11 protein-coding genes and 1 tRNA gene are annotated in these 14,123 nt (G+C 43.4%); 10 read left to right on the plus strand and 2 right to left on the minus strand.

From position 1 onward, the window contains the following. Positions 1 to 645 carry a cytochrome c biogenesis heme-transporting ATPase CcmA gene (gene ccmA / locus E2K93_RS11065; protein WP_135439150.1) on the minus strand — a complete coding sequence of 215 codons (645 nt, stop codon included), beginning with the start codon at positions 643 to 645 and terminating at the stop codon, positions 1 to 3. 370 nt (positions 646 to 1,015) lie between these two features. On the opposite strand from ccmA, the gene E2K93_RS11070 reads away from it, so the two are divergent. The 9 genes from E2K93_RS11070 to E2K93_RS11110 all read left to right on the plus strand — a co-directional run bounded on the left by E2K93_RS11070 (position 1,016) and on the right by E2K93_RS11110 (position 9,601). Then, on the plus strand, positions 1,016 to 3,013 hold the full coding sequence (locus tag E2K93_RS11070; protein WP_135439151.1) for a heme lyase CcmF/NrfE family subunit: 1,998 nt from the start codon (positions 1,016 to 1,018) through the stop codon (positions 3,011 to 3,013). A 3-nt stretch (positions 3,014 to 3,016) separates the two neighbouring features. After that, a complete protein-coding gene (locus tag E2K93_RS11075; RefSeq protein WP_135439152.1) occupies positions 3,017 to 3,562 on the plus strand; it encodes a DsbE family thiol:disulfide interchange protein in 546 nt (181 codons plus the stop codon). Between the two features lie 3 nt (positions 3,563 to 3,565). Beyond that, positions 3,566 to 4,045, plus strand: coding sequence for a cytochrome c-type biogenesis protein (locus E2K93_RS11080; RefSeq protein ID WP_135439153.1), 480 nt, complete (start codon positions 3,566 to 3,568; stop codon positions 4,043 to 4,045). A 9-nt stretch (positions 4,046 to 4,054) separates the two neighbouring features. Beyond that, on the plus strand, positions 4,055 to 5,347 hold the full coding sequence (gene ccmI / locus E2K93_RS11085) for a c-type cytochrome biogenesis protein CcmI (protein ID WP_135439154.1): 1,293 nt from the start codon (positions 4,055 to 4,057) through the stop codon (positions 5,345 to 5,347). A gap of 46 nt (positions 5,348 to 5,393) precedes the next feature. Continuing rightward, a complete protein-coding gene (locus tag E2K93_RS11090) occupies positions 5,394 to 5,978 on the plus strand; it encodes a glutathione peroxidase (protein ID WP_135440479.1) in 585 nt (194 codons plus the stop codon). A gap of 11 nt (positions 5,979 to 5,989) precedes the next feature. Further along, positions 5,990 to 7,033, plus strand: a complete 1,044-nt coding sequence (gene hemH / locus E2K93_RS11095) for a ferrochelatase (protein ID WP_135439155.1) — start codon at positions 5,990 to 5,992, stop codon at positions 7,031 to 7,033. A gap of 222 nt (positions 7,034 to 7,255) precedes the next feature. Next, complete coding sequence (locus tag E2K93_RS11100; protein WP_135439156.1) at positions 7,256 to 8,815, plus strand: SulP family inorganic anion transporter; 1,560 nt, start codon at positions 7,256 to 7,258, stop codon at positions 8,813 to 8,815. 210 nt (positions 8,816 to 9,025) lie between these two features. Continuing rightward, positions 9,026 to 9,343 carry a DUF1289 domain-containing protein gene (locus tag E2K93_RS11105; protein ID WP_135439157.1) on the plus strand — a complete coding sequence of 106 codons (318 nt, stop codon included), beginning with the start codon at positions 9,026 to 9,028 and terminating at the stop codon, positions 9,341 to 9,343. Between the two features lie 182 nt (positions 9,344 to 9,525). Continuing rightward, positions 9,526 to 9,601 (plus strand) — tRNA-Phe (locus E2K93_RS11110). Positions 9,602 to 10,754: 1,153 nt separating this feature from the next. On the opposite strand, the gene E2K93_RS11115 is transcribed toward E2K93_RS11110, so the two are convergent. Continuing rightward, positions 10,755 to 11,561, minus strand: a complete 807-nt coding sequence (locus tag E2K93_RS11115; protein WP_135439158.1) for a formyl transferase — start codon at positions 11,559 to 11,561, stop codon at positions 10,755 to 10,757. A 672-nt stretch (positions 11,562 to 12,233) separates the two neighbouring features. Between E2K93_RS11115 and E2K93_RS11120 the strand changes: the two genes are divergently transcribed. After that, a complete protein-coding gene (locus E2K93_RS11120; protein WP_135439159.1) occupies positions 12,234 to 14,042 on the plus strand; it encodes a parallel beta-helix domain-containing protein in 1,809 nt (602 codons plus the stop codon). The last annotated feature ends 81 nt before the right edge of the window (positions 14,043 to 14,123 follow it).

The following is a 14,123-nucleotide window of genomic DNA, read 5'->3' on the forward strand; positions in this document are numbered from 1 at the left end:
TTATTCTCCATAATAGCTGTGCTCTAAGGTGATTTTTTGGTACTGCTCTGGCGGCAAACTTAGGTCTTGGTGAGTGGTTAAAATAACACAACCGCCTTTCGCGGCATGGGCTAATAACAACTGTTCCAGTTTTTTAACACCGTTTTTATCGATTGCCGTAAAAGGTTCATCTAAAATCCAAATACGCGCATTACTTTGCCATAAACGAGCAAGGGCAATGCGACGATGTTGACCGGCACTTAAATGACCGGCCTTGGCATCTTCAAAGCCATACAAATTGACTTGTTCAAGGGTTTGCTCAGCAAGTTCGGCATCGAGGCCGTGCAAGCTTAGATAAAAACGTAAATTTTCTTCACTGGTCATTTCACCTTTAACCCCAGGCAAATGACCTAAAAACAACAAGTCTTGATTGAACTCTTCATTAATGTGGTGGATATCCTCACCTGCGAAACGCACATGGCCGGCATAAGGCATTGATAAACCAGAGAGAATTCGTAACAGGCTGGTTTTACCGGTGCCATTTGCGCCTTCAATCTGAATAATATCACCGGCATGCACGGAAAAGTTCAAATCTTCAAACAAGATTCGGTCTTCACGAATGCAGGTCAAATTGTCAGCTTGTAGCAAATATGGGGTATTGCTCAAGGGCCACCTGTTGTTCAATAAGTTGTTTATTTTAGTGCCAATTCTACTTCTTTGTGCGTCGCAAAAGAAGACTTTAATAAAAATATTCACTAAAGTTGTTGGCAGAGTTTGTTGCTCAGTTTATTACGAGGCTGAAGCAATACAATTAATCTATATCAAATAGGCTTTGTTTGTTGTTATCTAGTATATGTGCAACCAGATTTCTTATACGTTATGCTGATTTAAATGGCTTTTTGATGCACTTTGTTAAACATTTTTGCTGCTATTTACGTTTTAATATTGATCGGTGTTGGTATAATGGTTCGATTTTATCCATTTTACTGTGTACCCAATAAGATAGAGTTTGCTTAATGCAATTCTGGAGAAGTGAATGATTCCTGAACTTGGCCTGCTGTCGCTTATCATAGCTATGGCGTTTGCTGTGTGTTTGTCTATAGTCCCTTTGGTGGGCGTGTATGGTCAAAACCAGCGACTTATTAATTATGCCAAACCACTAACAAGCGCAATGTTTTTATTTACGACAATAAGTATTCTGTTGCTCGGCTATTGCTTTGTCGTTGATGATTTTTCAGTAAAGTACGTCGCGGGGCATTCGAACTCGCAGCTTCCTTATTATTTTAAAATTAGTGCCGTATGGGGCGGTCATGAAGGCTCCTTATTACTGTGGGTGTTTTCACTGACGGCATGGACCATGGCGGTCGCCAAGTTCTCTAAACATGTCGATCAAGCATTTGTATCCCGTGTTCTTGCGATTATGGGCATGGTTGCGGTTGGCTTTATGGCCTTCACCATCTTCACCTCTAATCCATTTGAACGCTTATTGCCTAACATGCCGATGGAAGGGCGAGACCTAAATCCATTGTTGCAAGATGTTGGCTTAATCATCCACCCGCCTATGTTGTACATGGGCTATGTTGGTTTTTCCGTTGCCTTTGCCTTCGCTATAGCCGCGTTGATGTGTGGCAAAATGGATGCGGCTTGGGCACGTTGGTCACGACCTTGGACATTAGCCGCATGGATGTTTTTAACCATAGGTATCGCCTTGGGCAGTTGGTGGGCGTATTACGAACTTGGCTGGGGTGGCTGGTGGTTCTGGGATCCGGTTGAGAATGCCTCTTTTATGCCGTGGTTAGTGGGAACCGCGTTAATACACTCATTAGCGGTGACCGAAAAACGTGGCGCATTTCGAAATTGGACCGTGTTATTGGCTATCTTTACGTTTAGCTTAAGTTTGCTGGGAACCTTCCTCGTACGTTCCGGCGTACTGACATCGGTGCATTCGTTCGCGGCTGACCCAACGCGAGGTAGCTTTATATTAGTGTTGCTCGCGATTGCCGTCGGTTGTTCGTTATTACTGTACGCAATTCGTGGTACCAATGTTGGCAGTTTCTCGCGCTTTGAATTGGTCTCTCGTGAGACGGCGATTCTAATTTGTAATGTCTTTTTAGTGGCTGCTGCGGTAACCGTGTTACTCGGTACCCTGTATCCATTGATTATTGATGCGCTGGGCATGGGCAAAATATCCGTTGGACCGCCGTATTTTAACGCGGTGTTCGTACCGATAATGTCAACGATGTTTATCTTTATGGGCATTGGGCCTCTGATTCGCTGGAAGAAAGCGAAAAAAGGTGAGCTTAGTCGTCAACTTAAGTGGATATCTATCTTTGCGGTATTATTTGGTTTGGCATTCCCTATGTTATATGGCGGTCAATTTATTAGCTCCGTTGCCTTTGGTATTACCTTAGCGACATGGGTCATGCTGGTCGCTGCGAAAGATTTAAAGAATCAAATTCACATTGGCAAAGGTCAATGGCAGTTCAAGCGCCTTAGCTTGTCACACTTGGGCATGGCGGTTGCGCATATTGGTATTGGCGTTACCATCGTCGGTGTGACCATGGTGTCAACCTATGAACAGGAAAGTAATATCAAGATGTCGCCAGGTACCCGTGTTGAGGTGTCCGGTTACGAGGTAGAGTTCAATGGTGTTAAAGCCGTTGAAGGGCCAAACTATTCAGCAGAGCAAGGTCAAATCGCGCTGTATGATGACGGTGAGATGATCGATTTGTTGCAACCAGAACGTCGCACATATCGCGTGCAAACCATGGGCATGACCGAAGCGGCCATTAATCCTGGACTGTTTCGTGATGTTTATGTCGCATTAGGCGATCCACTCGGTGGTGGCGCCTGGGCCGTGCGTGTGCATTACAAACCGTTTGTACGTTGGATATGGCTAGGTGCAATCTTTATGGGAATGGGCGGTATCTTTGCCATGCTGGATAAACGTTATCGTCGCCGTAAGACGAAACGCAGCGAGCAAAAAGTTGTCGACAACGGTGTTGTCAGTACCGAAGCTGAGGTTGGAGCTTAGTTAATGAAAGTTGTTATTCGCCTGATCCCTTTAGTGTTGTTTTTACTGTTGGGTCTTTTGTTATTCCGTGGTTTGAGTTTAAACCCACAGGATATGCCGTCGGCTTTGGTGGGCAAATCGTTTCCACAGTTTCAGCTCACTAAATTAAAAGATGCTGGACAAACCATGACCTCGGAAAACTTTAATCCGGGCATTAAAATTGTCAACGTCTGGGCCACTTGGTGCCCGTCATGTAAAATTGAGCACCCGTTCTTAGTTAAGTTATCTAAGGATCCTCGCTTTAGCGTGTATGGCATCAATTACAAAGACGAGCGCGGTGCTGCCGTAGAATGGTTGCAGTATTACAAAGACCCTTATCAATTTTCAGTCTACGATGTTGATGGCAAGCTTGGCCTCGATTTAGGCGTCTATGGCGCACCGGAAACCTTTGTGGTTGATCACAATAATATTATCCGTAAGCGTTTTGCTGGTGTACTGGAAAAAAACGTATGGCAACGAGAGTTTCTGCCGTTAATAAATCAAATTGAAATGGAAATGGGCGGTAGTTAAGCAATGAACCGATTATCTATGGCAAAGTCACAATGGATGGCAATACTGACCTTGATATTTGCCGCGATGGCGGCGATGTCAATACAGGCTAGTCCAATCGATACCTATGAGTTTCCTGACGAGGTGATGAAAAAGCGCTTTGCGGAATTGAACTATGAGCTGCGCTGCCCTAAGTGTCAAAATCAAAATCTAGCGGATTCAAATTCACCAATAGCGGCAGACTTACGTAAAGAAGTCTACACCATGTTACTTGATGGTCGCTCAGATAGTGAGATCATGAACTTTATGGTTGAGCGTTATGGTGAGTATGTATTGTATCGCCCAAAAGTGAATGAGCTGACCTACGCTCTTTGGTTTGGTCCGGCGGCGTTTGTATTAATAGGTCTGATCGTGGTGATTTCGCTGTTGCGTAAAAAGCAACGCCAACCGAAAGCATTGTCTGCAGAACAACAAAAACAACTTGAAGATATTCTCAAGGACTAAAGGCCCAATATGACAACTTTTTATATTTTTGCTGTATTGCTACTGTTGTTGGCAATTTTGTTTATTTGGCGCCATTTTTTCCAACGCCGTTTATACCAAGCTGACCAATCAAATATGCGCGGTCAAACCAATAAAGATTTGTATTACGAGCACCTAGCGGAACTTGAAAAAGATCTGCAAGAAGGCGGCATTGATCAAGAAAACTTCGAATTTTTGAAACAAGAGCTAGATCGATCATTAGTGCTGGATATGAATGCCAGTGATAAAGAAGCGGAAGCCAAAGATAAGAAAACATCCTTTGTTTGGCCGGCGATTATGACCGTGTTTGTTGTTGCATATAGTGTTGTTATGTATGTGCAATACGGCGCCCACGAACAAGTCGAATTGGCACAATCTATGCCAACTGATCATCCTCAGGGTGAGCAGTCGCAAGCTCAGATGATCATAGCTCAATTGCAAACCTTGCATAAAGAAGTGCAAGATAATCCGGATAATTCCAATGCGTGGTTTCAGTTAGGGCAAATCCTAACCAATGTTGGTGAGTTTGATAGCGCCTTTGTTGCCTTTGGTAAGGTCAATGAGATAGAAGGTGAACAAGCCGATATTTTGGCCTTGCAAGCGCAATCGATATATTACAAAAACAACCGTCAACGTAATGAGCAAGTCGATAACTTATTGGCTAAGGCACTGACCTTAGATCCAAATGATGCGACCACATTAATGTTGATAGGTATGGATCATTTCCTTAATAACCGTTTCACTCAGGCCTCGCAAAGTTGGCAGCAGATTCTTGACAGTGGCAATGCGGGTAGCAATGCACCTGCACTTATGGAAGCCATAAAAGAAGCGAATATGCGTGCGGAAGGTGCACCGGTTACCGGCATGGCAGAAGAAAGCGCGACGATGAACTCTGAGAACACTGAGCGCTCAGCGAACACAGGTGCTGATGTGGCAGCAATTGCCTTATCAGTCTCTATGTCAGATGAGATCATGTCACTGATGGCTGACCAAGCCGATAAAACCGTGTTTATTTATGCGGTCGCCAGTAATGGTCCAAGAATGCCATTAGCTGCTGTTAAAGTACGTGCCAGCGATTTACCGTATGCGGTTACCTTGGATGACTCGATGTCTATGAATGGCCAAATGACTTTGTCTATGGTCGAGCAAGTTGACGTTTTTGCCGTGATTTCACAATCAGGAACACCTGGCATTAAAGCGGGCGATTATAAAGGCGAAGCCAAACAAATTAATGTTAAAGGTGCAGAGCCATTAAACTTAATCATTGATAGTGTCGTTAAATAACAACAATAAACACTATTAAATAGGGAAGAAAACCATGAAATACCCAATGATTACCAAAACCGCAACCGTGTTGAGCTTAGCGTTTGCGTCACTAACAAGCCAAGCTGCTGATACAGACAGCAATGTTGAGGCAGTAAACAAAGCCACTTGCCCAGCGTTTCTTGATCACAATATCACTCGTTTGAATTCAAGTAAGCAAACCGCTATTTGCGAACAATACGCAGGTAAGACGTTTTTAATCGTCAATACCGCCAGTAATTGTGGTTTCACACCGCAATTTGAAGGCCTTGAAGCGCTGTATCAAAAGTACAAAGACAGAGGTCTCGTTATTCTTGGCTTCCCTTCGGATGATTTTTTCCAAGAAGAAGATGATGAAAAGGATACCGCTAAAGTCTGTTTCGTAAACTACGGCGTCACGTTCCCAATGTTTACCACGGTCGAAGTGCGCGGTGATGGTGCTCATCCAATTTTCGCTCACTTAGGGGAAAAAACCGCATCGCCTTATTGGAATTTTTATAAATATTTGGTCAGTGCCAACGGCAAAACCATTGAACGATTTAATTCTAAGACAAACCCGGATTCAAAAGAGTTAATTCAGGCGATAGAAAAACAACTTGGTAGCAGTATTTAAGAGTCGACAGAATGTCACGATATAAAGCCAATAATAAACAGCTTCATGATGCCGACATCAGCCAAGGGCCTGCCAACACAGGCAAAGCCAAGGTAGGTGTGTTATTAACTAATTTAGGCACGCCACAAGCGCCTACAAGCGACGCATTGCGTGTTTACCTGCGTCAATTTTTAAGTGACCCGCGTGTTGTTGAAATCCCTCGTTTGGTGTGGATGATAATCCTCCATGGCATTATCTTGCGCATTCGACCTGCAAAGTCTGCGAAGCTGTATCAGAGCATATGGACCGAGCAAGGTTCGCCTTTAATGGTGATTTCTGAACAACAAAAAGACAAAGTGGCTGAGGTGTTGGCAGCACAATACGGTGATTATGTTGCGGTAGATTTGGCCATGCGTTATGGCCAACCATCTATCGATAAGGCGTTACAAAACTTTCAACGCCAAGGCATTAATAAAATTATTGTTATGCCGCTTTACCCGCAATATGCTGGACCTACCACCGGCTCGGTGTTTGATGCGGTGGTCGATGAGGTCAAATCTTGGCGCTGGATTCCTAGCTTGCATTTTATTGGCAGTTACCACGACAACCCAGGGTATATCGATGCTTTGGCAGCGTCTATAAATGAGCATATAGAGCAACATGGCAAGCCACAAAAGCTATTGTTGTCATATCATGGTATGCCAAAATTGTTCCATAGCAATGGTGATCCATATTATTGTTTTTGTCATAAGACGACGCGTTTACTGGCACAAAAACTCGGCTTTAGTGACGATGATTTTGTTATGACGTTTCAGTCTCGTTTTGGTAAAGCAGAGTGGTTAAAGCCATATACTGATGACACCATTGAGGAATTAGCCCAAGCAGGGGTAAAACACATTGCCTTGATTAGCCCGGCATTTAGCGCCGATTGCCTAGAGACTCTTGAAGAATTGGATGTTGAAAGTCGTAAGGTATTTAGCGATGCCGGCGGCGAAACCTTCCATTACATCAAAGCGTTAAATGATCGCGATGATCATATCGATACCATAATTAATCTTATTAAACCGCATATTTAACTCTACGCCCCGAATTAAGCGATAGTCGGGGCATCCAACCTTGCTGACGACAGCGAATTAGTTTTCAGTAAATTGCCGTTTACATTGACAAAAACGTCAAAAATCATTAACATCCCGCGCTTGTTTTCTGCGCGTTAATCCATCAATTATTGGCTTAACAACTATAGTTATTAGCTAAGTGCTTGACTGCGCTCAGCTCTTCTTCTCTTTTGTGAGTAAATCATGTTTGAACTTCATGCGAGTAAAGTCGCTAGCTTAAAGAATGATGTGTTATCCGGCATAACCGTTGCGTTGGCCTTGATACCTGAAGCTGTGGCTTTCGCATTCGTCGCCGGTGTTGATCCGCTGGTTGGTTTATATGCTGCCTTTATGGTTGGCTTGATTACATCGGCATTTGGTGGCCGCCCAGGAATGATTTCTGGTGCAACCGGCGCTATGGCTGTCGTTATGGTGTCCCTTGTCGCCTTGCATGGTGTGCAATATTTATTTGCCGCGGTGCTGTTAACCGGTCTGATACAAATTCTCGCCGGTATATTCAAGCTCGGTAAGTTTATTCGTCTGGTACCGCATCCGGTCATGCTCGGATTTGTAAATGGTTTAGCGATTGTTATCTTCCTTGCCCAGCTAGGTCAGTTCAAAGTGATGAATGAAGCCGGTGAATTTGAATGGATGACAGGTACCGCGATGTACACCATGTTGGCACTTGTTGCTTTGACCATGGCGATTATTCACTTCTTACCTAAGTTAACCAAAGCGGTACCGTCGTCATTGGTTGCCATTGTTGTGGTTACCTTGATTGCCGTTTATACCGACGTTGATGCGCGTACGGTTATTGATTATGTCCGTGATATGACTGGTGATCCGGCTCGAACCTTACAAGGTGGTTTACCTAGCTTTAATATCCCTGATGTACCATGGAACTGGGATATGCTGATGATCATCCTACCGTTCTCGTTAGTATTGGCGGCGATTGGTCTTATTGAATCATTATTAACCCTAAGCTTGATTGATGAGCTGACCGAGACCCATGGTCAAGCCAACCGTGAATGTGTTGCGCAAGGTGCCGCTAATACAGTGAACGGCTTCTTCGGCGGCATGGGTGGTTGTGCGATGATTGGTCAATCAATGATCAATGTAAACTCTGGCGGCCGTGGCAGAACGTCAGGTATTGTGGCAGCCCTTGGTTTGTTGTTCTTTATCCTATTCGCTTCAGGCTTAATTGAGATGATACCGCTGGCTGCGCTAGTTGGTGTTATGTTTATTGTTGTTATCGGTACATTTGAATGGTCTTCATTTCGTATCATGCGCAAGATTCCTAAAGCCGATGCGTTTGTCATCGCCTTAGTGTCAGGTGTTACGGTAATCAGTGATTTAGCTGTCGCGGTTATCGTTGGTGTTATCGTTTCTGCGCTTGTATTTGCATGGCAACATGCCAAGCATGTTATCGTTCATCGCTCTGAATGTGAGCAAACCGGTTGGACGTTATATGAAGTTGATGGTCCATTGTTCTTCGGTGCGGTAACCAGTTTCCTAGAGCAATTCGATCCACAAAATGACAGCAAAGATGTCATCGTCGAATTTAAAAAGTCACGAGTGGCTGATCATTCTGGTATTGAAGCAATTGATACCTTGGCCGACCGTTATAAGAAACGCGGTAAAACCTTACACTTACGCCACCTAAGCCCTGAGTGTAAGTTATTGTTGAAGAAAGCCGGTGATTTGGTTGAATTGAATTACTATGAAGATCCGAATTATCGCATAGCATCGGATAAGCTAGACTAACATTTAGCAGTTATCGATATTTGAAAAACGGCCTCAGGGCCGTTTTTTATTGCCGAAACGCACGCTAACTTATCCGCCTTAAATCGCTGTGTAAGTTGCCATACGCCTGTTTTCGAAGTACATTTAGTTATTGAACTGGTTGTTTTTTAGCTAGCCGCTAGATACCCATCCGTTACCTTATTAAATTAACTCAGAGAAACGTTGTACTGAATGAAAGATTTGCAACTCGACTTTTTTGATGTGCCGAGCCCTTGCCGCGGTGTCTGCAAGGCAGATGCGCGTGGCTATTGCCAGGGCTGCTTTCGCACGCGGGATGAGAGGTTTGGTTGGTTAGATTTGAGCAACAGTGAAAAGCAACGCGTCATTAAGTTATGCTTACAACGAGAGAAGCGCCGCAAAGCCCCACCGAAAGAGAAAAAAGAGCAATCAGACAGTGAAAATAAACAGCCATCTTTGCTCGATTTCAAACCAGAACAGTTTATTTGTACATCCGTGGATGAAGACGATTTCAATGATTTTGAACTCTAATGTCAATTATTGTGCATAAATTAGGCATGTGAGTTTTTTTCATAAAAAAGAGGTTGCCATAGCCAAGGATGCGCTATATTATACGCGCACTTCAAGGAAATACCTTGTTGTCTAGCTCAGTCGGTAGAGCGACTTGGAATTACACTGAAATTCCAAGGGATTTAAAGTTAAAACCGAGATTTGCCCAGATAGCTCAGTCGGTAGAGCAGGGGATTGAAAATCCCCGTGTCGGTGGTTCGATTCCGCCTCTGGGCACCATATATAAAAAACCAGCCTTATGGCTGGTTTTTTGCTTTCTAGACTTCGTTTTTTTAATTTAACTTTTAAGCTTACTAACATTACTTAGCTAGATCCCTGTCGGTGGAACCGCCTCTCGGCAATTGCTCCCTGCATTGCTCTACCTCCTGCATCCATGCAGTCGTGGGCACCATATATAAAAAACCAGCCTTATGGCTGGTTTTTTGCTTTCTAGGGTTCGCTTTCTTTAATTGGGTTTTAAGTTTACTAATAATACCTAGCTAATTACTAAAGTAAGCTAGAGCCCTGTCGGCGGAACCGCCTCTCGGCAATTGCTCCCTGCATTGCTCTACCTCCTGCATCCATGCAGTCGTGGGCACCATATATAAAAAACCAGCCTTATGGCTGGTTTTTTGCTTTCTAGGGTTCGCTTTCTTTAATTGAGTTTTAAGTTTACTAACAATACCTAGCTAATTACTAAAGTAAGCTAGAGCCCTGTCGGCGGAACCGCCTCTCGGCAATTGCTCCCTGCATTGCTCTACCTCCTGCATCCATGCAGTCGTGTGCACCATATATAAAAAACCAGCCTTATGGCTGGTTTTTTGCTTTCTAGGGTTCGCTTTCTTTAATTGGGTTTTAAGTTTACTAATAATACCTAGCTAATTACTAAAGTAAGCTAGAGCCCTGTCGGCGGAACCGCCTCTCGGCAATTGCTCCTTGCATTGCTCTACCTCCTGCATCCATGCAGTCGTGGGCACCATCATTCCAAAAGCCCGCTATTTTTAGCGGGCTTTTCTCGTTTCTACGCCTAGCTGATTGCTAACGTTAGTTAGAGCCCTGTCGGCGGAACCGCCTCTCGGTAATTGCTCCCTGCATTGCTCTACCTCCTGCATCCATGCAGTCGTGGGCACCATCATTCCAAAAGCCCGCTATTTTTAGCGGGCTTTTCTCGTTTCTACACCTAGCTGATTGCTAACGTTAGCTAGAGCCCTGTCGGTGGAACCGCCTCTCGGCAATTGCTCCTTGCATTGCTCTACCTCCTGCATCCATGCAGTCGTGGGCACCATATATAAAAAACCAGCCTTATGGCTGGTTTTTTGCTTTCTAGGCTTCGTTTTTAAGAGATGCTTTTTAGGCACAGCTTTCTAGGCTTCATCACTATACAAGTGTGATATTAGTAATGCTGTTTAATAAAACGATTGTAAGCATCCTTGTCTATGAGGCACATACCGGCGTCGTCAAATCGTTGTAGGTCTTCCTGGCTTGGAAAGCTAAAATAGTTACCTTGCCCTTGCTGCGGTAGCGCCGATATCGTTTCTTCATTATTTATGGCGTTAATCGCTTGCAATATATCCTGGCTGCCTTGTTGGTATAGGCTTAATACTTGAGATAAGTAACATGCCTGTGGATCTCTTGCTTGTTTGGATATTTTGATGACGTTACCTGTGTCGATATTACCGTCACTTATAAAGTGTAATGTTGTGCCTATTTCAGATTCATCGTTAAGCATTGCCCAAAACGTTGCCATCACCCCGCGATAGTCAGGTAAGATCCCAGAGTGGAGGTTGATAACGCCTTTACTGGCAGCACGTATTGCTGGTGGTTTTATGATACAGCCATAGCGGATAGAGACAATAAGATCCGGCGCTAGCTTGTTCAGCTTTGCCAGCGATTCGTCGTGATTAATGTTATTGACCAACTCGATTGGTGATTGCAAATAAGGAGTCAATTGTTCAAACGACACGTACTTACTGTGTGCTTCTGGCTGTTTTGAGGGCGTCGTTTGAACGGGTACTAAATCATCCCAATGTTGCTCAAACTGCTTTAAGTTTTGCAGCGCGTCTGGGTGTTGTTGTGTACGTTTACCAACAGCACTTGATAAGTACAAATTCAGCCTGTGTTGCTGCGCTAAACTGGGTAAAATTTTGTTGAGACAAACATTCGCGGCAAGATCTTTATTCGCGACAAATACAATATTCATTATTTAGGCCTGCTACTCCAACAACCACTCGAGTTACACCAATGTACCCCTTAAGTGGCTGCTGTTTTTAGCCATACTAGCAATAGTAAGTAACTTTATGGCAAAAATTTCGCTGCGGTTACAATTTTTTTTAATGGTCGTACCAGTAATAAATTTAACAAATGTAAATCTTATAAAGCTATTACTCTAAAATGTTGTTTTTGGAGTAATTACTCTTTGCAAAGTTTCTGTTATTAAAGGGATTAAAAAGTTATATAAAGCCCATTTTCAATTAGAGTGCGATCTGGTAGGTGGTCTATGGTCTGATGACTTATTAAACAACTATTAACAACTGTATCATTAAAAATTAACCACATTATATGTCACCGAAATTTGTTGCTCTTGTAATCAAATGTAACTCCATGTAAGTTTCACTCCATACTGATCGTAGGATAAATGTCCAGTTTAGTTTATTGCGCGATTTGGTCAGTTTTTAATAATTATGGTTTAGGAGTACATTGATAAATTCTATATTTATCAAATGGTTAAATCGGATTTTTTACTCCCCTCTTTTATTGGATTCCACGGATTAACAAAAAAACTATTGTCTGTTTTGTGAACTTTATGTTACAAGTTAGACCTCTGACCAATGAGTACTCAATAAACAATTAAAAAATATAAAAGAGGGTGAAAATGGGTTACAACAAAGCGAACGATTGGAAGAAATCGTTGTTAGTCGCTGCAGTATCTGGCGCGCTAATGTTAACAGGCTGTGCCGGTGAAGATGGGGAAGACGGCGCACAAGGTTCATCAGGTCTGCAAGGTCCAGTGGGTCCAACAGGTCCACAAGGTCCAACTGGTGACAACGGTCAAGATGGCGAAAGCTCTGGCGGTACTGGCGAAAATGGTTCTGGTGCTTCAGCATTTGCCTACACCACATCAAATTACGCAATTTACTCTGATTCAATTTTCGTAGCAGATTATTTTGACGGCGAGCTAAGTGAAGGCGCTGACATTACTGATGCGATTAATATGGCGATTTTTGACCTACAAGATGGTCAAACTATCGTTCTTCCACAAGGTAACTTCAAAGTTTCTGACACCATTCTTATTCAAGACATGGAAGATGTAACCTTCACAGGTTACGGTATTAACGAAACACAACTTAGCTTTAAAGAAGCAACGGCAGCGGAAGACGCGGTTCGTTTCGAAGGCTGTAAAGATGTTGAAATCCGTGACTTCACTGTACTTGATCCAAAGAAAAACGGTATCAAAGTTAAAGGCAGTGATGGTGTATTAATGGCATACACTGGTGCGGTTTGGCCAGAAGGTCTTAAGTCAGACAATGGCGCCTACGGTCTATACCCAGTAAGCTCTAGCAATATCATCATGGAGTATAACTACTCTTATGGTTCTGCTGATGCGGGTATCTATGTTGGTCAATCAAACAATGTTGTTGTTCGTCATAACGTTGCTCGCATGAACGTTGCTGGTATCGAAATTGAAAATACCATGAATGCCGATGTATACAAAAACCTAGCGATTGAAAATACCGGTGGTATTTTGGTATTCGATTTACCAGGTCTTGAACAAGCTTACGGCGGTAATGTTCGTGTATTCGATAACGAAATGATTGCCAATAATACCGAAAACGTTGCGCCATTTACCTCTACTGTTGGTTTAGTACCACCGGGCACTGGTTTCCTTAACTTGGCGACCTCAGGTGTTGAGGTGTATCACAACTACTTCCGTGACAACAAAACATCAGCAATGGAATTCGCCAGTTACTTCCTAGTTCAAGATGACTTCTCAAAATATGAGAATGATTACTTGGCAACAATGATTCAAGGTTGGTCGCCAAACTACAAATTGAACTATGTTCATGACAACGTGATTGAACGTTCTGGTGCTGACTGGGCAGGTCTATTGCTACAAGCTGAAATTGTGCCACTTCCTGCTGGCGTGCCAGAGGGTACTCCACAATTCACTATCGCCAATGGCTTTACTGGTCTTACGCTTGAGCTAGTTGCTGACCCAACAACATTTGAGTCAATGCCAACAGGTGGTGTTGTTGATAACACCGGTAAGCTAATGCCTGCGATTTTGTTTGATGGTATCGGTCAATTTGTATTCACTCAAACAGACTTATTCCAAGACGAGCAACTATTGGCGTTAACAGCAAACAAAGATGCGTTCACTGCATACGAAAGTGAAGACGGTTTGTGTTTGCAAAATAACATCGATGGCAACTCTGCAGCTTCTCACAGCGAATTTGGCGATGCCAAAGTCGGTACCGTATTCCCTGTGGATATGGCCGGAGCAGCAGTTAAAGGTATTTCTGGTGGCTTACCTGCACCAGTATTCGCTCTAGATAACATTCACGGTGATGCGCACCCATACGCCTGTACTCAAGAAAGACTATCGCCAACAACGGTAACTTTCCGTGGTATGAAATACGGTTGTAATGGTGATGATCAAACAGCTTTCTCTTGTAACTTATAAGAGTTCAAAGAAACGCGCATGACAAGGTAATTTAAGGTGGGCACTGCCCGCCTTAATTTTGAACCCAAAACTTGTAAAAGA

The sequence above is a fragment of the Thalassotalea sp. HSM 43 genome (assembly GCF_004752005.1).
Lineage (GTDB): Bacteria > Pseudomonadota > Gammaproteobacteria > Enterobacterales > Alteromonadaceae > Thalassotalea_A.